The sequence below is a fragment of the Novosphingobium profundi genome, assembly GCF_018491765.1.
GTDB classification, from domain to species: Bacteria; Pseudomonadota; Alphaproteobacteria; order Sphingomonadales; family Sphingomonadaceae; genus Novosphingobium; species Novosphingobium profundi.
Genome location: NZ_JABWCU010000005.1, coordinates 74,533 through 93,867 on the forward strand (window position 1 = coordinate 74,533; position 19,335 = coordinate 93,867).

Genomic DNA, 19,335 nt, shown 5'->3' on the forward strand with positions numbered 1-19,335 from the left:
CTCCCCATGCGGTGCGGACCCGTGATGGTGCATTGCAGCATATGGGGGCAGCGGGCGGCGGTTGCAACCGCCCGCTGTAGGTCGCCGTATCGCGCGGACGCGCCCGATCAGGCCTCGACGGTGTCCGCCACCGCTTCGCTGGTCGCCTCGAGCAAGCGCCGCTCGAGCGCCTTCAGGCGATTGGCCGAAGTGATCTTCTCGCCCAGCAGGTCGGTCACGTAGAAGGTGTCGGCCGCGCGCTCGCCATACGTCGCGATATGCGCCGAGTAGACCATCAGCTTGGCCTCGAACAGCGCATGGGCGAGGCGGTTGAGGAGGGCCGGGCGGTCGCGCGCCATCACCTCGACCACGGTGAAGCGGTTCGAGGCGCCGTTGTCGAAGACCACCCGCGGGCGCACGTCGAAAGCGTCGGCGCGCGGGCGCACCTCGGGCTTGGCGACGAGCTGGGGCAGGATCTTGATACGGTTGGCAAGCGCGCTGTCGATCGAGCTGCGCAGCCGCTCGAGCTGCATGTCCTCGCTGAACGGCCGGCCGAGCGGGTCCTGCACCAGGAAGTTGTCGACCGCACGGCCCGTGCGCGTGGTGTGGATGCGCGCGTCGATGATGTTGCCGCCGGCCAGGTGGATGCCGCCCGCGATGCGGTAGAACAGGCCCGGGTGGTCGGAGGCGATCACCGTCACCAGCGTGGCGCCGCGCGCGGGGTAGTATTCGGTCTGGATCGAGAGCGGCTCGTCGTCGGCCGCCATGAGCTGGGCGAGGTTCTTGGCGATGACGTCCTCGGGCTCGGCGATCCAGTAGGCGTCGATGAACTTGCCGCCGACCTTCTCGACCAGCGTCGCATTCTCGGGGGCGAGCGCGCGCACCGCCTCCTTCTTCGCCTCGACACGCTGCTCGCGCCCGAACTGCGCATGGCCCAGGCGCAGGCGTTCCTCGCAGGCGCCGTAGAGCGTGGCGATCAGCTGGCGCTTCCACGAGTTCCAGGTGCCCGGCCCCACCGCGCGGATGTCGACGATGGTGAGCAGGGTCAGCTGGCGCAGGCGATCGAGCGATTCCATCTTCTCGACGAAATCGAAGATCGTCTTGGCGTCGGACAAGTCGCGCCGGAAGGCGGTGGCCGCCAGTACCAGGTGCCAGCGCACCAGCCACGAGACGAGTTCGGTCTCCTCCTCGTCGAAGCCGAAGCGCGGGCACAGCTTGAGCGCGATCTCGGCGCCCAGGATCGAGTGGTCGCCGCCGCGTCCCTTGGCGATGTCGTGGAGCAGCACCGAGGCGTAGAGCGCCCGGCGCGAGCGGACCTTGTGGATGATCTCGTGCGCGAGCGGGTGGTCGTCCTTGAGCTCGCCGCGCTCGATCCGCGCGAGCAGGCCGATCGCGCGGATGGTGTGTTCGTCGACCGTGTAGTGGTGGTACATGTCGAACTGCATCTGCGCGTTGACGCGTCCGAACTCGGTGACGAAGCGGCCGAACACGCCGGCCTCGTTGAACCAGCGCAGCATCTTCTCGGGATCGTTGCGGCTGGTCAGCAGTTCCAGGAACAGGGCGTTGGCGCGCTTGTCCTCGCGCACGTCCTCCTTGATCAGCGCGGCGTCGTGCTGGATCTGGCGCATCGTCTCGGGGTGCACCTCGAGCCCCTCGCGGTCGGCGACCACGAAGATCTCGATCATGCGTACCGGGTCCTGCGCGAACCAGTCCTCGGACGGGGCCATGATGCGCCCGCCGAAGACCTTGTAGCCCTTGACGATGCGTTCCTTGGCCTTGAACCCGGCGAGAAGCCCTCGCGGCTGCTTCTTGGCGAACTGCTCGTCAAGCTGGGCGAGGAAGACGCCGGTCAGGCTGCCCACGGTCTTCGCCTGGAGGAAGAACATGTGCATGAAGCGTTCGACCGCGCTCTTTCCGGGGCGGTCGGTGTAGTTCATCCGTGCCGCGACCTCGCGCTGGAGGTCGAAGGTCAGGCGGTCCTCGGCGCGCCTGGCGATCGTGTGGAGGTGGCAGCGCACCGCCCAGAAGAAGTTCTCGGCGCGGCGGAAGGCGAGGAATTCCTTGCGGGTGAGCAGGCCCGCTTCGACCAGCTCGCCCGGGTCGCGCACCTTGTGGATGTACTTGCCGATCCAGTAGAGTGTGTGGAGGTCGCGCAGGCCCCCCTTGCCCTCCTTGATATTGGGCTCGACGACGTAGCGGCTGTCGCCCATGCGCTTGTGGCGCTCGTCGCGTTCGGCCAGCTTCTCGACCACGAACTGGCGCTCGGTGCCTTCGACCACGTCCTTCCAGAAGCGCGCCTGGGCTTCCTCGTAAAGGTCCTGGTCACCCCAGACGTAGCGCCCCTCGAGCATCGCGGTGCGGATGGTGAGGTCGGACTTGGACATGCGCACCATATCGTCGAGCGAGCGGCTCGAATGACCGACCTTGAGCGCCAGGTCCCACATGAAATAGAGCATCGCCTCGATCACCTGCTCGCACCAGGCGGTGTGTTTGATCGGGGTGAGGAAGGCGATGTCGACGTCCGAATGCGGCGCCATCTCGCCGCGCCCGTAGCCGCCCACCGCCATGAAGCACAGCCGCTCGCCCTTCGAGCGGTTGACCGCGGGGTAGACGTGCTTGACGACGTGGTCGTGGATCACGCGCAGCAGCTGGTCGGTCAGGAAGGCCTGCGCCTCGGCGATCTCGTGCCCGGCCGAGGGCTTGTCGGTCAGCCGTCGCTCGATCTCCGCACGTCCGTCGGAAAGGGCCGTGCGCATCGTCTCGACCACGAAGGGGCGCGCCTTGGCCGCGCCGTAGGCGGCAACGAGCTTGTCGATTGTCTGCACCAGTTCGCGTCGATCGATGACGGAGCGCGGGGAGGGAATTCGAATGACACTCATGACTTGCAGCTTCTAGACGGCGCAAACGACAAGAGGAAGTCGGCACGAGGCATCCCTTGCGCCGAACTCCCTCCCGGTGTGCTGCGATTTTTGCAGGATTGGTTTGAAATCGCGACTACCATCAAAGGGGCGGCTATGCCAGAAGGCTCGCAAATCGCCCGCCCATCGGACTTTCCGGTGGCCGTGGCGGCACGTCGTTTGAACGAATCGAAAAGGGTCCAAGGCACTTGTCGCTGACCACTCTGGCCGCTGCGGCCGCCGCGCAGGCACACGAACCGATCTATTGGGTCAATCTCGGGCTCAAGAACTACCTCTTCAAGATCGGCAGTTTCGAGCTGCGCTGGTACTCGCTGGCCTACCTCGCAGGAATCCTGCTGGGCTACTGGCACATCACCCGCATGATCCGCGAGCCCGGCGCGCCGCTCGCGCAGCGCCATGCCGACGACCTGTTCTTCTACTGCACGCTCGGCATCATCCTGGGTGGACGCCTGGGTTACGCGACGTTCTACACCGGCGGCGATACGGGCCTTCCCAGCCTCTGGCTGCACCCGGCCGAACTGGTCAAGCTGTGGCACGGGGGGATGAGCTTCCACGGCGGGCTGATCGGTGTCACGCTGGCGATGGCCTGGGTGTCCTGGCGCAACCAGCTGAGCCTTATCCGCGTGGCCGACTACGTCGCGGTCTGCGTGCCCTTCGGCATGCTGTTCGGACGCCTTGCCAATTTCGTCAACGGCGAGCTCTGGGGACGCGTGGTGACCGGCTACGTGCCCTGGGCGATGGTCTTTCCCGACGCGCCCGACCAGCTCCCGCGCCATCCCAGCCAGCTTTACGAAGCGGGCCTCGAAGGCCTGATGATGATCGCGATCATGCTGCCGTTGTTCTGGAAGACGCGCGCGCGCTTCCGCCCGGGCATGCTCGTGGGCGTCTTCGTCACCGGCATCGCCTGCGCCCGCTTCATCGTCGAATTCTTCCGCGAACCCGACGCGCAGCTCGCCGACTTCGCCCGCCAGACCGGCCTCTCGATGGGCCAGTGGCTGACGATCCCGCTGATCCTGCTGGGCCTTGCGCTTGTCGCCCGGGCGCTGGCCCGCCCCTCGCTGGCAAGCGTGCGCGTGCCGGACGCCGAGGTCTGATGCGCCGCGAAGGGGGCAGGTCATGACCGGTGCGCAAGGACAGGATCGCGAGAGCCTGACCACGATGTTCCAGCGCCTGATCGCCAATTACGGCCCGATCACGCTGCAGCACTACATGGGCGAGGCCAATGCGCGCTACTACGCGGGCAAGGACCCGCTCGGCAGCGGGGGCGACTTCATCACCGCGCCCGAGATCAGCCAGATGTTCGGCGAGCTGATCGGCCTGTGGCTGGCCGACATCTGGATCCGCGCCGGGCGCGACGAGGCGGTGCACTACGTAGAGCTGGGCCCCGGCCGCGGCACGCTGGCCAAAGACGCGCTGCGCGCGATGAAGCGCTACGGGCTCGAGCCGCAGGTTCATTTCGTCGAGAGCTCGACCACGCTCAAGGACATCCAGATCGCGGCGGTGCCGGGCGCGCGGCTCCACGCCGACCTTTCGACCCTGCCGATGGACGGGCCGCTGCTGGTGGTGGGCAACGAGTTCCTCGACGCCCTGCCGGTACGTCAGCTCGTGCGCATTGCGGACGGCTGGCGCGAGCGCATGGTCGATGTCCAGGACGGCCGCTTCCGGCCGGTGGCGGGCACCAAGCCGATGGACGCAGCGATCCCGCCCGCGCTCAAGGACAGCCCGGAAGGCACCCTGATCGAGACCTGCCCCGGCGCGGCTGCGGTGGTCTACGAGCTCGCCGGTCGCCTCGTGCACCAGGGCGGCGCGGCGCTCCTGATCGACTACGGCCACGACGCGCCGCGCACCGGCTCCACGCTCCAGGCGCTGAAGGCGCACCAGCGGGTCGATCCCTTCACCATGCCCGGCGAGGCGGACCTCACCTGCCACGTCGATTTCGCCGCGCTCGCCAATGTCGCGCTGTCGCACGATTGCCGGCACCTGGGCACCGTCACGCAGGGGCGCTTCCTGCGCGATCTGGGCATCGAGGCGCGCGCGCAGGCGCTCGCCAAGGTTGCGCCGCAGCACGAAGCGGCTTTACACCTGGCCAAGGATCGCCTGATCGAGGAGGGGCAGATGGGGGCATTGTTCAAGGTCATGGGTCTGGCGTCGCCGGATTGGCCCGATGGCGCGAGCTTCTGAGGCGCTGGGCGGCCGCGCCGCCGCCGCTTCGACCGCTCCCGACAAGCTGGAAAAGGTGCTGGGCGCGCTCGCGCTCGTCATGCTGGCCTTCGTCGTGGCGGCGGTCCTTCGCGGCCGGGACGAGTGGGCGCGCGTGCCCCTCGTGGTCTGGCTGCACCTCGCCACGATCGTCCTCGCGCTCGCCCTGACCCCGATGCTGCTGTGGCGCGCGCGCGGCACCACGCGCCACCGTGTCCTCGGCTATACCTGGAGCGCGGCGATGCTGGCGACCGCCATCGACAGCTTCCTCGTGCGCATCAGCCACCCCGGGCACCTGGGGCCGATCCACGCGCTTTCGTTCCTGACGCTGGTGCTGGTGCCGCTGCTGGTGATCTCGGCGCGGCGCCACGACGTCTACCGCCACCGCCGCACGGTGCGCGGGCTGATCATCGGGGCGCTGCTGATCGCGGGCTTCTTTACCTTTCCCTTCCACCGCCTGCTCGGCCACTGGCTCTTCGGCTGAAGGGACGGGGCGTCCTTGCCTAGCCGAGGACGGTGACCCGGTTGACCTTCGGGACCTCGCGCACACGAACCGCCGAGAGCCAGGCCTCGAGCGCGTCGAGATCGAGGCCGCCCACGGTGGGATCGGTGCCCTCGGTCAGGCCCGCGAAGCCGTCGCCGCCCTGGTCGAGGAAGGAATTGACCGTCACCCGGTAGGTCGCGTCCATCGCCATCGGCTTGCCGTCGTAGGTGAGGGCACCGATGCGCTGGCCGATGGGCCTGGTCCTGTCGATCGTGTAGGTGACGTTGGCCGAGGGCACCATCACGCTTGGCGAGGGCTTTTCGCCCACGCCGTTCTCGAGGATTGCCTTGATCTGCGCGCCGGTGAAGCTGCGCGTCACCAGCGTGTTGCCGAAGGGCTGGACCGCGAAGATCTGCCCGAATGTGACCGCGCCGTCCTGGCCCGGCTCGACATCCGCGCGCACCCCGCCGGTGTTCATGAACGCGATCTGGGCGCCAGCATCCCTGGTCGCGGCGAGCTGCGAATCGGCGATGAGCTGGTCGAGCGGCCCCCCCTTGCGCTCGCTGTCGGGCCCTGGCCAGTTGCGCGGAGCGCTGCCCGAGAGGTGCCCGACCACGCGCGTCGAATAGGCGCTCGCGGCGTCGGTGTAGCGCTTGACGTAGGCGGCGATGTCGGCGCGCGGCGGCTGGATCGGGACGAGATCGGTGTTGGCAACTTCGCCCTTGGCGGTCGCGTAGGCGGGCGACTGGACGGGCAGGTTGCGCGCACTGGCCGAGACCACGCGGCGCGCCTTGGGATCGATCTCCAGCACCATGCGCGTGACCAGTCGTCCATAGGAGCCCGCGCTGCTGAGCAGCAGCGGATGCGCGTTCGCGCGTGGCATCTGGCAGATATAGGCCTGGTGCGTATGTCCCGAAATCACGACATCGACGCGCGGGTCGAGCTTGGCGAGGATCGGCAGGATGCCGCCGGTAAAGCCGGTGCAGGCATTGGGATCGGAAGTGTCCGCCTGCGCGCCGCCCTGGTGGATGAGCACCAGGATCGCGTCGGCGCCTTCCTTTTCGAGCACGGGCACGGCGCGGTTGATCGCCTCGGCCTCGTCGCCGAAGGTGAGGCCCGCGACGCCGCCGGGCGAAACCAGCGTGGGCGTATCCTTGAGCGTCAGGCCGACGAAGCCGAGAACCACCTTGTTCGCGCCCTCGCCAAAGGTCTTGAGGCCGGTGGCAGGGAACAGCGTCGTGCCGTCCTCGGTGTAGGTGCTGGCCGATAGGTACTTGAAGTTGGCGCCTGCGTACTGTTCGAGCTGGCACGGTTCGCGCAGCGTGTTCTTCGCGCAGCCCCCGTTCTGGACGCGCAGGAGCTCCTTGCGGCCGCGATCGAATTCGTGGTTGCCCACCGCGTTGAAGTCGAGCCCGATGCGGTTCATCACGCCGATTGTCGGCTCGTCGAGGAACAGCGAGGAGGCGAGCGGCGAGGCGCTGATGAGGTCGCCCGCGGTGACGGTGGCCGAATAGCGAAAGCCCTTGCGCAGGCCGTCGATGGCGCTGGCCAGCTCGGCCGCGCCGCCGGCCGGAACCTGCACCGTGCCGCCCTTGCCGTCGGGCCAGGAGACCGTCGCCTTGGGCGGCGCGATGTTGCCGTGAAAGTCGTTGAAGGCCAGCACGCCAACCTCGACGGTGGCCGGCGCGCGCGCGGCCGAGGCGGTCTCGCCGGGGCCGGAGGCGGTGGCGCAGGCGGCGAGCAGCGGGGCAAGGGCAAGCACGGCGCCAAGCGCGCGGGGCGGCAATTTCGGGAAAGTCATGGGGGCGTTCTTATCCAGCGGGGGAAGGGCGGGCAATCGGGGCCTGTTTCAGCGGGCCTGATCTTCGAGGGCGTGCATGTCCTCGTCGGACAGGCCGAAGTGGTGGCCGACCTCGTGGACGACGACATGGGTGACGAGGTCCTCGAGGGTAACGTCGCTCTCGCACCATTCGGCCAGCAGCGGCTGGCGGTAGAGCGTGATGCGCGGGCGGAATTCGCCCGAAGTCCAGATGCTCTCGTCGCCCATCGGGTGGCCATGGTAGAGCCCGGTCAGCTCGAAAGGGTCCTCGAGCCCCAGTTCGCTCAGGGTCTCGGCATCGGCAAATTCCTCGAGGTGCACCGTGATGCCTTCGAGGTGCTCGGCGAAGGGCGCCGGGATGCGCGCGAAGGCGGCAAGGGCCAGGGTCTCGAACTCGGCGGGCGAGGGGGCAGGGCCGAAGCGACGGGTCATGGCGGGCCTATTCGCCCAGGATGCGGGCGATGCCCGTCGCGGTTTCGGGGTGGTAGGTGTCCTTGGCGGCCGCAAAGAGTTCGCGCGCCTTGGCGGGGCCCCAGTCGGCTTGCTGCATCAGGCCCTTGTAGAGCGGATAGACCAGCAACCCGCGCCCGATCCGTCCCACGTAGTCGGCCAAGGCCGGGAAGGCCGGTTCGTAATGGTTGGCGATCGCCAGTTCGAACCAGGCCGACTGGACATAGGCATTTTCCGAATTCGACAGGTTCAGCCCCTTGTCGAGTTCGGCAAGGCGTGCGGGCGTTTCCTCGCGCGGCAACCCGTTGAGGAAGCGCAGCCACTGCTGCGTGCTCCAGCCCTTGGTGTCGATCGCGCCGACCGGACCTCCCGCCTTGAACGCGGTGAGGCGTTCGTCGACGCGCGCCAGCGTCGCGCTCTTCACGTGGACGGCGTTGTCGGGAATGCCCGCCGCATAGGCCCAGCGGTCGAGCTGGAGGTCGAGTTCGAGTTCGGGCTTGCCCTTCAGGAGGTGTTCGCGAAGGTCCTTCAGAAACCCGGCGGTCGTCTGCGGCTGGAAGGCGTGGCGGTCGAAATAGGAGGCGAGGTAGGCGTCCCAGGCCTGGCGGCCGAATTTGGTTTCCAGCATGCGCAGGAAGTTCGAGCCCTTGGTGTAGTCGAGCTCACCCTCGCCGGGGTTGCCGTGAAGGCGCGAGGGCGCGGCGGTCATGCCCGGCTTCATCGCATCGCCCATGCCTTCGATGTCGCGCATCATCGTGTCCCAGTCGAGATCGGCGTACATTGCGGCGCGCTCCTTGCCGTAAAGCGCCTCCATGATGCGGTTCTCGAAATAGGTGGTGAAGCCCTCGTTGAGCCAGGAATCGGACCAGGTCGCGTTGGTGACGAGGTTGCCCGACCACGAGTGCGCGAGCTCATGCGCGACGACATCGGTGTTCGAGCGGTCGCCGGTCACGATCGTCGGCGTCAGGAAGGTCAGCATGGGGTTTTCCATGCCGCCGTAGGGGAAGGCCGGGGGCAGCAGCAGCATGTCGTAGCGGCCCCAGCGGTAGGGACCGTAGAGCGCGCTGGCGGCGTCGATCATCTTCTCGACGTCGGCGAATTCGTGGGCGGCCTTGTCGAGCATCGGTGCCTCGGTCCAGACGCCGGAACGCGGGCCGAGCGCCTTGAACTTGAGGTCGCCCACCGCAAAGGCGATGAGGTAGGGCGGCACCGGCTTGTCCATCCGGAAGCGGAACGCACGGCGCCCGTCGGGCAGCTTCTCGCCGGTGGCGCCCGAGAGCTTTTCCGCGCTCATCACCGCGACGAGATCGCCCGGTACGCGCAAGGTCGCCTCCCAGGTCTGGCGGATGCCGGGGCTGTCCTGGGTCGGGATCCACGAGCGATTGTGGATCGCCTGGCCCTGGCTGTAGAGGTAGGGCTTCGTCTTGCCGAAGGTCATTTCCGGCGGCAGCCACTGCAGCGCCGAGGCCTGGGGCGAGGTGCGGTAGGTGATGCGGACCTGCTTTGCACCTTCGAGCCGGACGGTCAGGGCCGAGCCGAGGTCGTCGTTGTCCTTGGCGCCGAGCGTGTAGGCGAGCGTCTTGCCCTGCCCATCGGTGACCCGCGCGATCGCAAGGTCCTTGACGTCGAGCACGATCGTCGTCGCCTCGGGTGCGGCGAGCACGTCGAGCGTGGCGGTCCCGGCCAGCGTATGGCTCTTGAAATCGACGTCGAGGTCGAGCGCGACGTGGGTGACGCGCGCCTGTTCGGGCTCTGCGTGGGTCCACACGTCCTTCGCCTCGGGGCTCGTCAGAATCGGGGCGGGGGCGGACGCGGGCGCCGTTGCGGCCTGGACCGGGACGGTGCTCGCGAGAAGGGCGCCCAGAAGCGCAGGTGCAAGAAGTTTACGCATCGCGGCAACTTATTGTCGCATTCGGAGAATCGCAAGCCGCGCGCCACGCTGTCGCACAGCTCTGCCAGTCGGGCGTCAGAGCCCCTCGAGCGCCTTGCGGGTGAGCGCTCCCAGTTCCCAGTCGCGGCGATAGGCCTTCCAGTCGCGCTTGATCCGCCGTGCGGCTTCCTCGGCGAAGCAGACCATGTCGTCGACGAGCAAGTCGTGCGGCTCCATCGCGGCGAGGATCGCAGGCTCGACGTCGTAGTCGATCGCGCCCGCGTCGTCCGAACGGGCATGGGCCTGCGCGAGCGCGAAGCCGCAGGCGCGCGCGTAGTCGTGCCAATCCTCTTCGTCGAGCGCGTCGAGGTCCATGTCGTCACGGAAGGGCGCGCGCTCGCGAGTCATGAAGCTTTCGCCCTCGATCTCGACCGCGCCGTAGAACGCATCGCCATTGGGCAGGTGGATGCGCTGCCCTTGCGCGATGCGTTCGGCGAGCTCGCCCGGATCGAGGCCATCGGTGGGCACGAGGCCGTCGAGCGCGCTGTCACGTGCGCGCTTGAATTCGACGATGAGGTCGTCCGAGCCCTCGCCGCCAGGGCCCTCGAGCATGACGTAGAAGCGCGCGAGGCCGAGCGAGGCGGTTCCGGCGCCGTGGCGCAGCGCGACATCCTTGACCTTGAGATCGGCATAGCGCCCGCCCCGCGCAAGCCCGTTGGCCTCGGCGAGCGCGTCGATGTAGCCCTGGAACTCTTCGGTGCGCGAGGAGACAGGTTCGAGGTCCTCGCTCGCGCGAAAGCCCCGGCGATCCTCGCCCTGGTGCTTCTTGAGGAGCCAGGCGTCGCGGCTGCACGCGGCCTGTTCGAACAGGCGCACGATGATCGGCGGGGCGTTGTTCCAGCGCATGACCTCGTGGGCTTCGGTCTCGTGCTCGGCGAAATGGGCGAGGCCTTCAATGTAGCCGCGCAGGAAGCTGGCGGTAACCGCGCGACGCTGCGGCTTCTTCAGGCCTCCGGCGCACTTGGCGGCAAGGTAGAAGCCCGTCGCCCCGCGCTTGAGGTCCCAGCTATAGGGTCCGTAAGTGACCTCGTCGAAATCGTTGACCGAGAAGATCGGCACGTTGTCGCGATTGGGCATGACCCCGAAGTTGCCGGGGTGGACATCGCCCAGCAGGAGGACCTTGGGTAGCGCCGCGTCGGTACCCGCGATGTCGCGGTAGAAGACGAGCGCGGTGCCGCGGAAGAACTTGTAGAGGTCGCCCGCCAGTTCCTCGAACTTGAGCTGCGTGCCCGGAGCGTGGCCGAAGAGGCGCTCGGCGTGGTCCTCTAGAATGGTCGCGCGCACGTGCTCGCGCCGCGCCTGTCCGGTCAGGATGGTCGGGTGGAACACCCCCGCCTCGCAAGCGTAGCGATCGGCGAGGCGCTCATAGGCCGCGGTGCGGTCGGGGCCGCCGCGCTTGGTGTGCGGCTGGCGGGTGCCCGATGGGTCCGTTGCGGCGGGGGCGCAGATGTCTGGGGTCTTCGTGTTCGCCATGAAGGCCAAACACCGCGGCGCGCGCTACGTTCCCGGGGGGCGATCTGGTGCTGGCCAGCGAGGCCGACTGCGCAGATTCTACCCTCGATTATAGGGGGAAAGCTGTATCTATTTGCGCGGATAGCCGTGTTCTACCTAGGTCCACTCTAGTGGAATTTTCATGATTTTTCAAAGGTGGGTGGCTTTTTCGGCAGCAGACTGGCTTTTGCACGCGGGCGTCGCGCGCGCAGAACGTCGAGAGCGCGGCAATCGCCGTGATAACTGCGGGGCAGTCCGGAGTTTCGCCCGGGCCACTTCCGGGATAACCCGCTGTCGTTGCCCGGTCGTCGCAAGCGACGCCAACCTGGGCGTCGGCTTGGGCGGGCTGGTCGCTTGAACCGGGGGGCGGGGCGTGATGCGGGTACTCTCGTGGTGCGGCCCGAGGCGCGCCTTTCGGAACAGGGGGCGCCGTCCTACGCGATGGATCGGGCCCTGATCGTGGATTCTGCCGCTTCCGCTGCGGTGGTGAGGGAAGTGGGCGAGGAGTGTCCCGGTGCGTGCCCGCGGGCGTCCGCTCCCGCGCGCTGGACCGACCACGCCGCGCCGCAGGACAGCCGTGATAGGGGCTTCTTCCGTCAGGCCGCGACCGCCGCGGTACTGGCAACCGGCTTCACGGTGCTCAACGAGTTCTCGGACGCCTTCGAACCCGACGGCGATTATTCGATGCAGGACGTGGCGATGGACGTCGTTGGGGCGGGTTTCTCGGTGCTGCGCAACACGGTGCCGGGGCTCAAGGAAAAGCTCGCCTTCAAGATCGAGATCGTTCCCAACAGTGATTTCTATACCTTCGAGGGCAAGCGGCACCTGTTCGTGGGCGTGGGGCTCAACGTGGGAGAGCTGCTGTTAGGGCGATCGCAATCGCCGATCGGCAAGGCGGCCCACACCGCGCTCGACTACTTGCAGTTGCCCTATACCTCACTGCGCTGCGACACGACGGGCCGGTTCGGCGCATCGGGCCCCCCGCGCTGAGCCGGTTGGCCCGCGCGGGGAGAGCGCCGATCAGATGTCGAGATTGGCGACGTTGAGTGCGTTTTCCTGGATGAAGTCGCGGCGCGGCTCGACCACGTCGCCCATGAGGCGGGTGAAGATCTCGTCGGTGACGTCGGCGTCTTCCACCTTGACCTGCAGCAGTGCGCGGTTCTCGGGGTCGAGCGTGGTCTCCCAGAGCTGCTCCGCGTTCATTTCGCCAAGACCCTTGTAGCGCTGGATCGAAAGGCCCTTGCGGCCTGCGGCCAGCACCTTCTCGAGCAGCTGGCTGGGACGCGCGATGGCATCGGCATCGGCGGTCGGGCGGTGCGCCTCTTCCTCGCCTTCGGCTTCGGCGTCCTCGGCCGAGATCGCTGTCGCGCGCACGAGGCGCGAGACCGCCGAGTAGACGTCGGCGTGTTCGGCGGCGAGCTTGGCCAGCTTGCGCGCCTCGGCGCTGGTCAGGAACGCGGCCTCGATCTTGTGGTTGTCGGTCACGCCGCGCCACAGGCGGTTGACGTCGAGTGCACCGCCCTCGGTCGGGGTCACCGTCCACTTCGCTTCGCTGTCGGAGAATTCCAGCCACTGGGCGGTTTTCTTGTAGGCGGCGGCGCGTTCCTCGGTGCTGAGGTCGGAGGCGAAGGCCCCGGCGAGCGCCAGCGCCTCGATGATCGAGGCGTTGTAGCGGCGCGGCACGAAGCTCATCAGGTTGCGCATGCGGATCGCGTGCTCGACCAGCATCTCGAGGTCCTGGCCCATGCGCGCGCCGCCCGAGGTTTCGAGCACGCGGCCGGAAAGGCCCGCTTCGACGAGGTAACGGTCGAGCGCGGCGTTGTCCTTGAGGTAGACTTCGCTGCGGCCCTTGGCGACTTTGTAGAGCGGCGGCTGTGCGATGAAGAGGTGCCCGGCGCGGATGATATCGGGCATCTGGCGGTGGAAGAAGGTCAGGAGCAGGGTGCGGATGTGCGCGCCGTCGACGTCGGCGTCGGTCATGATGACGATCTTGTGGTAGCGCAGCTTTTCCAGGTTGAAGTCGTCGCGGATGCCCGTGCCCATGGCCTGGATCAGCGTGCCCACTTCCTTGGACGAGATGATGCGGTCGAAGCGGGCGCGCTCGACGTTGAGGATCTTGCCCTTCAAGGGCAGGATCGCCTGCGTCTTGCGGTCGCGGCCCTGCTTGGCCGAGCCGCCGGCCGAGTCGCCCTCGACCAGGAACAGTTCGCAAAGCGAGGGATCGCGCTCCTGGCAGTCGGCGAGCTTGCCGGGCAGGCTGGCGATGTCCATGACGCCCTTGCGCCGGGTCAGTTCGCGCGCGCGCTTGGCGGCCTCGCGCGCGGCGGCGGCGTCGATCACCTTCTGGATGATCGTTTTGGCGGTGGCGGGGTTTTCCTCCAGCCATTCGCTCATCTTGTCGCCCATCAGGCTTTCAAGCGGCTGGCGCACTTCGGAGGAAACCAGCTTGTCCTTGGTCTGGCTGGAGAACTTGGGGTCGGGCAGCTTGACCGAGACGATCGCGGTGAGGCCCTCGCGCATGTCGTCGCCCGAGAGCGAGACCTTTTCCTTCTTCAGCATGCCCGAGCGCTCGGCATAGCCGTTGAGCGTGCGGGTCAGCGCGGCGCGGAAGGCGGCGAGGTGGGTGCCGCCGTCGCGCTGGGGGATGTTGTTGGTGAAGCACAGGACGTTTTCGTAGTACGAATCGTTCCACTGCAGCGCCACTTCCATGCCGATCCCGTCCTTGTCGGCCGAGATCGCGATGGGCGCTTCCATGAGCGCGTGCTTGGTGCGGTCGAGGTACTGCACGAAGGCGCCGATGCCACCTTCATAGAAGAGGTCGTGTTCGGCCGATTCCTCGCCGCGCAAGTCGCGCAGCTTGATGCGCACGCCCGAGTTGAGGAACGCGAGTTCGCGGTAGCGGCGTTCGAGCTTCTCGAAATCGAATTCGGTGACGTTCTTGAAGGTCTCGTGGCTGGCCTGGAAGGTGACCCGGGTGCCCTTCTTGTAGCCGTTCTCGTCGGCGTTGCGCTCGACCTTGGGGGCATCGCCCTTGACGATCAGCGGCGCGACGGCGTCGCCGTGCTCGAAGCGCATCCAGTGCTCCTTGCCCTCGCGCCAGATGGTCAGCTCGAGCCATTCGGAGAGCGCGTTCACGACCGAGACGCCCACACCGTGCAGGCCGCCGGAAACCTTGTAGGCGTTGTCGTCCGAAGTGTTCTCGAACTTGCCGCCCGCGTGGAGCTGGGTCATGATGACCTCGGCGGCCGAGACACCTTCTTCCTTATGCATGCCGGTCGGGATGCCGCGGCCGTTGTCTTCCACCGAGACCGAACCGTCGGCGTTGAGCTCGATCAGCACGAGGTCGCAGTGGCCCGCGAGCGCCTCGTCGATGGCGTTGTCCGAGACCTCGAAGACCATGTGGTGCAGGCCCGAGCCGTCGTCGGTGTCGCCGATGTACATGCCGGGGCGCTTGCGGACCGCGTCGAGGCCCTTGAGGACCTTGATCGAATCGGCGCCGTAGGAGTTGCTGTTCTTCTGGTTTTCGGGTTCGCTAGCCATGACTTGGCTATAGCATCGCGTGGGTCAAACCCAAGCAAAACCGCGCAAGGGTCACCCCTTTTCCACAAGGCTGCGGCGGGTGGCCGCCCTGCCGCGGGCAAAAAAGAGGGCGGTCCATCCGGGCCGCCCGCTGTTCAGTTCGGTTTTTCGGTTCGTCTTTGCGGGCGCGTTCGGGGCGCCTTCGCGTGCGCGATCTCAGGCCAGCGTCAGGGCAAAGCCCAGGGCGCAGATTCCCAGTGCGGCGGCAAAGCCGATCGATTTTCCGACAAGCGTCATGGCATCCTCCTCTTCGTTCCCGATATACGGCCGGTTTTCCCGGCTCGCGGCGAAGACTACGCCTCTTGACGAGGGGCGGCAAGCGAAGTGTCGGCGCAGCACCCTGTACTTTGGGTCGGAGGCGGCATGGACGCGTCACGGCCGAATAAACCCCCTCAAGGATGCGCACAGTGTCTGGACAGCGCGGACCTGTTTGCCTATCGGCCGACCATGAGCATCCAGACCACTGAATCGGTCCTGATTGTCGATTTCGGCAGCCAGGTGACCCAGTTGATCGCACGCCGCGTCCGTGAAGCCGGCGTCTATTCCGAGATCGCCCCGTTCAGCGCCGCAGCCGAAGCCTTCGCGCGCATGGACCCGGTGGGCATCATCCTGTCGGGCTCGCCCGCCTCGGTGCTCGACGCCGACGGCCCGCGCATCCCCGAGGAAATCCTCCAGAGCGGCCGCCCGATCCTGGGCATCTGCTATGGCCAGCAGTCGCTGACCCACCAGCTCGGTGGCGAGGTGACGTTGGGCGATTCGGGTGAATTCGGCCGCGCCTTCATCGAGATCCAGGACGACTGCGCGCTGTTCGACGGCCTGTGGAAGGTCGGCGAGAAGCACCAGGTCTGGATGAGCCACGGCGACAAGGTGACCAAGCTCGCCGACGGCTTCCGCCCCGTCGCCTCCTCGCCCGGCGCGCCTTTCGCGGTGATCGCCGACGACGAGCGCCGCATCTACGCGATGCAGTTCCACCCCGAGGTGGTCCACACCCCCGACGGCGGCAAGCTGCTCAAGAACTTCGTGCGCCACGTCTGCGGCCTTGCCGGCGACTGGACCATGGCCGAGTTCCGCAAGACCAAGATCGCCGAGATCCGCGAACAGGTCGGCGAGGGCCGCGTGATCTGTGGGCTTTCGGGCGGCGTCGATTCGGCGGTGGCCGCGCTTCTCATCCACGAGGCGATCGGCGACCAGCTGACCTGCGTCTTCGTCGACGGCGGCATCCTGCGCATGGGCGAGGCCGAGCAGGTCGTCAGCCTGTTCCGCGGCCACTACAACATCCCGCTGGTCCACGTCGATGCCTCGACGCTGTTCCTCAAGGGCCTCGAGGGCGTCACCGACCCCGAGAAGAAGCGCAAGTTCATCGGCAAGACCTTCATCGACGTCTTCGAGGACGAAGCAAAGAAGATCGGCGGCGCCGAATTCCTCGCGCAGGGCACGCTCTATCCCGACGTCATCGAATCGGTCTCCTTCACCGGCGGTCCCTCGGTCACGATCAAGAGCCACCACAACGTGGGCGGCTTGCCCGAGCGCATGAACATGAAGCTCGTCGAGCCCTTGCGCGAACTCTTCAAGGACGAAGTGCGCGCGCTGGGTCGCGAGCTCGGCCTGCCCGAGATCTTCGTGGGTCGCCACCCCTTCCCGGGGCCGGGCCTTGCCATCCGCATCCCGGGCGAAGTGACGCGGGAGCGTTGCGACATCCTGCGCAAGGCCGACGCGATCTACCTCGAGGAAATCCGCAATGCGGGTCTCTACGATGCGATCTGGCAGGCTTTCGCGGTGCTGCTGCCGGTCAAGACGGTGGGCGTGATGGGCGACGGGCGCACGTATGACAGCGTCTGCGGCCTGCGCGCGGTGACTTCGACCGACGGCATGACGGCCGACATCTACCCCTTCGACGCCGCTTTCCTCAGCCGCGTGGCCACCCGCATCATCAATGAGGTGAAGGGCATCAACCGCGTGGTCTACGACTACACCTCGAAGCCGCCCGGCACGATCGAGTGGGAATGATCGCGCGCAGGCCGTTTGAGGCCACGTGATTCTACGGAAAGGCCCGCGCATGTCGCGGGCTTTTTTGTGGGCGGCTGGCGCGCGCACTTTCGGTGCGGTCCGGGGCTGGCGCGTTGCGCGGTCGCGGGGTAGATTGGACAGGCGCCTGCTTGCGGCGCTCGATCCACGCCCGGACCCGCGATGCCTGCCATGTTCGACAAGGTCATGCATGCCTGGGAGCACTCGCCCCTCGCCGGGCAGGTGCGCCGGATATCGCCGCGCCAGCTTGATCCCGATTACCTTTTCGACGGCGACGACACCCTGTTCAAGCGCGTCGTGCGCGGGGCGCGCTGTTATGGCGAGTACGGCTGCGGGAAGGCGACCGGGTGGGTTCTTGCGCATGCCGCCTGCCCGGTGCTGTCGGTGGACACCTCGGGGCGGGCGGTCGCGCGCGTCGCGCGGGCGAACGCGGCCAACCGGAGGCGCCTGACGATCGCGCAAGTCGATCTCGGCCCGCTCGGGCGTCGGCGTCGGCCACTCGGCTACGCGCACCGCGCGCAGTTCGCCCATTATGTCGACTTTCTCTGGCACCAACCGGAAAAGCCCGAGGTGGTCCTGATCGACGGCAGTTTCCGGGTCTGCTGCTTCCTGACCGCACTCGCCCACGCCAGGGAGGGGAGCTATTTGCTTTTCGACGATTACGTGGGCGAGGCACGCTATCGCCTTGTCGAGGAATACGTGCCCTGTCTCGAGGTCTGTGGGCGGCAGGGGCTGTTCCAAGTCCCGGCGCGCGAGTCGCTCGACCTCCAGCGCCTCGATCAGGACGTCGCGCAATTTCGTTTCGTGCTCGATTGAGTTCCATTCAACCTCGCGAAATGCCGTTTGCCGCGAGCATGGGGCGATCGATGCGGCACCCGCTTGAGCGCTCAAGCACCTGACTGCAGCGCGAATTTACTCCGGAATTTGGCGGATTTCAGTGCTTTTCAGAGTTGCGGGGCACGGCCATGGCGTGGCGAGTGATCGTCGCTAGTACATTTTTGCGCAATCTGCCCGAAAGTTTCTTGCAAATCTTGCAAGCAAGATTGTTGCTTTTGGATTTGCGGAAATTTGGCAAGCGCCTATTTGCGCCTCCCGCGGCCAGCGACAAGCCGATGCTGGCAAGCGACAAAACGAAAAGCACGAAACGTGTTCGCAGGAGTATTGATTATGGCCATTCTTCACCGCACCGTCGGTGTTGCGGCGGCCCTGGGCACCAGTGCCCTGGTCTTCGCGCTGACCCTGGTCTGATCTTCGATCCGACGTCAGAGTCAAAACACTTCATTACCAGGCAAGAGGCGGTCCGATGGGCCGCCTTTAGTCGTTTCGGGCCCGGCAATTCGGGAAACACGACGCGTTAAAAGTCGCAGTGGCCTAGGCCGGGGCGATGGCCGCTGGCGGCACGCGCTCAACCGCGCGGCAATGGAAATTGCCCAGCCCGCGCAAGGTTTCGAGCGCGCCGAGGTCGCCGGCCTGGCGGGTTTCGGTTCGGATCGTCAATTCGCCCGTGCTGCGCGTGAGGGCGGAATCGATCCGGGTGATGCGCCCTTGTTCGTCGCGGCGAGCATCGATCCAGCTGATCGTATCAACGCCGAATTCAATCCTTTCGCACGCCGCGCGGCAGGCGCTGGTGAAGCGTCCGTTCTCGGCGCGGCCGTAGATGGCGCCCCGTTCCTCGTCGATGCGGTAGTAGAGCGTGGTCAGGCCGCGCGCGCTTCGCTGTGACCATTCGAAGACCTGCGAGCCCGGGCATTCGAGGAGATAGGCCGTGCTCTGCGGTGCGCAGCCGCCAAGCAGGCCCAGCGCGGCAAACGATACGAAGCGCGTCATCGGGTCGTCTCCCCCCCCGTGGAAGAGGGGAGGCTAGCCGACCAAGGTTAGCCGATAGCTGCAGGGGGCGCTAGGAAGACGCGCGTAGTCCGCCGTCCGCCCGGGCGGCTCACTTGGCCTTCTTGTAGGGGACGAACTTGTCGAGCGCGACGAAGCCGTTCCACATGCCCGGCGCCATGCGGTCGCGCAGCTGGACGGTGTCCACGCTGCACAGCTGTGAACCCCACAAGCGGGTGACGAGGATGTCGTCGTCGTCGAGCCGTTCGGGGTTTCTGGGCCGATTGACGTAGAGCGTGCTCCCCACGCGGTAGACAATCGCGGTCTTCTTGATGACGGTGGTGTCGGTGGTGCCGGAATGGGGAATGCAATTGACCGGCTCGCCCGCAGTGCGTCCTTCGAGCATCTTGGCGAGTTGCTCTTCGCCGGTGAGCTGGGGCTTGGCCATCGCGGCCGGGGCAAAGGCCAGGCTGGCGGCGGCGATCGCGATGGTGCATGCGGCGGACGTGGATTTCATGGTTCTCGACTCCAAGTGCCTTCCCCTTGTTCCCCGCCATCCTAGGCGGGGCTTCTGAACCCAGGCTGACCGGATCGAGGTGACCGGCGCCGTTTCCGGCGAGCGGTGGGCGATTCGGGC

The 19,335-nt window shown here is 66.9% G+C and carries 14 protein-coding genes; 6 read left to right on the forward strand and 8 right to left on the reverse strand.

The window, feature by feature from the left end:
• Positions 1-107: 107 nt before the first annotated feature.
• Positions 108-2,858 (reverse strand): [protein-PII] uridylyltransferase, encoded by a 2,751-nt coding sequence (locus HT136_RS05685; RefSeq protein ID WP_214198608.1) that lies wholly within the window; start codon positions 2,856-2,858, stop codon positions 108-110.
• 227 nt (positions 2,859-3,085) lie between these two features.
• Here HT136_RS05685 and lgt point away from each other — a divergent pair, with 227 nt between their 5' ends.
• Genes lgt through HT136_RS05700 form a run of 3 tightly spaced genes read left to right on the forward strand, consistent with a single transcriptional unit; the run spans position 3,086 to position 5,580 of the window.
• A complete protein-coding gene (lgt, locus tag HT136_RS05690; protein WP_214198609.1) occupies positions 3,086-3,991 on the forward strand; it encodes a prolipoprotein diacylglyceryl transferase in 906 nt (301 codons plus the stop codon).
• Positions 3,992-4,013: 22 nt separating this feature from the next.
• Entirely contained in the window at positions 4,014-5,078 is a 1,065-nt protein-coding gene (locus HT136_RS05695) for a class I SAM-dependent methyltransferase (protein WP_214198610.1), read from the forward strand.
• The gene (locus tag HT136_RS05700; protein ID WP_214198611.1) at positions 5,062-5,580 is read left to right on the forward strand and encodes a DUF2306 domain-containing protein; all 519 of its coding nucleotides are present in this window, start codon (positions 5,062-5,064) and stop codon (positions 5,578-5,580) included. The genes HT136_RS05695 and HT136_RS05700 overlap by 17 nt, the downstream gene beginning before the upstream one ends.
• Positions 5,581-5,599: 19 nt before the next feature.
• Here the strand turns inward: HT136_RS05700 and HT136_RS05705 are convergent, their stop codons facing one another.
• From HT136_RS05705 to HT136_RS05720, 4 genes are all read right to left on the reverse strand, one after another.
• Entirely contained in the window at positions 5,600-7,381 is a 1,782-nt protein-coding gene (locus tag HT136_RS05705; RefSeq protein ID WP_214198612.1) for a bifunctional metallophosphatase/5'-nucleotidase, read from the reverse strand.
• A 48-nt stretch (positions 7,382-7,429) separates the two neighbouring features.
• Entirely contained in the window at positions 7,430-7,831 is a 402-nt protein-coding gene (locus tag HT136_RS05710; RefSeq protein ID WP_214198613.1) for a metallopeptidase family protein, read from the reverse strand.
• Positions 7,832-7,838: 7 nt separating this feature from the next.
• Entirely contained in the window at positions 7,839-9,740 is a 1,902-nt protein-coding gene (locus HT136_RS05715; protein WP_214198614.1) for a M1 family metallopeptidase, read from the reverse strand.
• 75 nt (positions 9,741-9,815) lie between these two features.
• Positions 9,816-11,252, reverse strand: coding sequence for a DUF2252 domain-containing protein (locus HT136_RS05720; RefSeq protein ID WP_214198615.1), 1,437 nt, complete (start codon positions 11,250-11,252; stop codon positions 9,816-9,818).
• 477 nt (positions 11,253-11,729) lie between these two features.
• Between HT136_RS05720 and HT136_RS05725 the strand changes: the two genes are divergently transcribed.
• Positions 11,730-12,260 carry a DUF2279 domain-containing protein gene (locus HT136_RS05725; RefSeq protein ID WP_214198616.1) on the forward strand — a complete coding sequence of 177 codons (531 nt, stop codon included), beginning with the start codon at positions 11,730-11,732 and terminating at the stop codon, positions 12,258-12,260.
• Positions 12,261-12,290: 30 nt separating this feature from the next.
• Here HT136_RS05725 and gyrB read toward each other — a convergent pair whose 3' ends face one another.
• Positions 12,291-14,810 carry a DNA topoisomerase (ATP-hydrolyzing) subunit B gene (gene gyrB / locus HT136_RS05730; RefSeq protein ID WP_214198617.1) on the reverse strand — a complete coding sequence of 840 codons (2,520 nt, stop codon included), beginning with the start codon at positions 14,808-14,810 and terminating at the stop codon, positions 12,291-12,293.
• 486 nt (positions 14,811-15,296) lie between these two features.
• On the opposite strand from gyrB, the gene guaA reads away from it, so the two are divergent.
• Positions 15,297-16,856, forward strand: coding sequence for a glutamine-hydrolyzing GMP synthase (guaA, locus tag HT136_RS05735; protein WP_214198618.1), 1,560 nt, complete (start codon positions 15,297-15,299; stop codon positions 16,854-16,856).
• Positions 16,857-17,036: 180 nt separating this feature from the next.
• Complete coding sequence (locus HT136_RS05740) at positions 17,037-17,690, forward strand: hypothetical protein (protein ID WP_214198619.1); 654 nt, start codon at positions 17,037-17,039, stop codon at positions 17,688-17,690.
• Positions 17,691-18,245: 555 nt separating this feature from the next.
• On the opposite strand, the gene HT136_RS05745 is transcribed toward HT136_RS05740, so the two are convergent.
• Together HT136_RS05745 and HT136_RS05750 are read right to left on the reverse strand one after the other, a co-directional pair.
• Complete coding sequence (locus tag HT136_RS05745; RefSeq protein ID WP_214198620.1) at positions 18,246-18,701, reverse strand: hypothetical protein; 456 nt, start codon at positions 18,699-18,701, stop codon at positions 18,246-18,248.
• A gap of 109 nt (positions 18,702-18,810) precedes the next feature.
• Positions 18,811-19,215 (reverse strand): hypothetical protein, encoded by a 405-nt coding sequence (locus HT136_RS05750; RefSeq protein WP_214198621.1) that lies wholly within the window; start codon positions 19,213-19,215, stop codon positions 18,811-18,813.
• Between the last annotated feature and the right edge of the window lie 120 nt (positions 19,216-19,335).

What these genes read in the sequence shown, in the direction of transcription:
- HT136_RS05715 (WP_214198614.1), bottom strand. Translation starts at nt 9,740, where the DNA reads ATGCGTAAACTTCTTGCACCTGCGCTTCTGGGCGCCCTTCTCGCGAGC.
- gyrB (WP_214198617.1), bottom strand. Translation starts at nt 14,810, where the DNA reads ATGGCTAGCGAACCCGAAAACCAGAAGAACAGCAACTCCTACGGCGCC.
- HT136_RS05720 (WP_214198615.1), bottom strand. Translation starts at nt 11,252, where the DNA reads ATGGCGAACACGAAGACCCCAGACATCTGCGCCCCCGCCGCAACGGAC.
- HT136_RS05685 (WP_214198608.1), bottom strand. Translation starts at nt 2,858, where the DNA reads ATGAGTGTCATTCGAATTCCCTCCCCGCGCTCCGTCATCGATCGACGC.
- HT136_RS05700 (WP_214198611.1), top strand. Translation starts at nt 5,062, where the DNA reads ATGGCGCGAGCTTCTGAGGCGCTGGGCGGCCGCGCCGCCGCCGCTTCG.
- HT136_RS05740 (WP_214198619.1), top strand. Translation starts at nt 17,037, where the DNA reads ATGCCTGCCATGTTCGACAAGGTCATGCATGCCTGGGAGCACTCGCCC.
- HT136_RS05695 (WP_214198610.1), top strand. Translation starts at nt 4,014, where the DNA reads ATGACCGGTGCGCAAGGACAGGATCGCGAGAGCCTGACCACGATGTTC.
- HT136_RS05710 (WP_214198613.1), bottom strand. Translation starts at nt 7,831, where the DNA reads ATGACCCGTCGCTTCGGCCCTGCCCCCTCGCCCGCCGAGTTCGAGACC.
- guaA (WP_214198618.1), top strand. Translation starts at nt 15,297, where the DNA reads ATGAGCATCCAGACCACTGAATCGGTCCTGATTGTCGATTTCGGCAGC.
- HT136_RS05705 (WP_214198612.1), bottom strand. Translation starts at nt 7,381, where the DNA reads ATGACTTTCCCGAAATTGCCGCCCCGCGCGCTTGGCGCCGTGCTTGCC.
- HT136_RS05745 (WP_214198620.1), bottom strand. Translation starts at nt 18,701, where the DNA reads ATGACGCGCTTCGTATCGTTTGCCGCGCTGGGCCTGCTTGGCGGCTGC.
- HT136_RS05750 (WP_214198621.1), bottom strand. Translation starts at nt 19,215, where the DNA reads ATGAAATCCACGTCCGCCGCATGCACCATCGCGATCGCCGCCGCCAGC.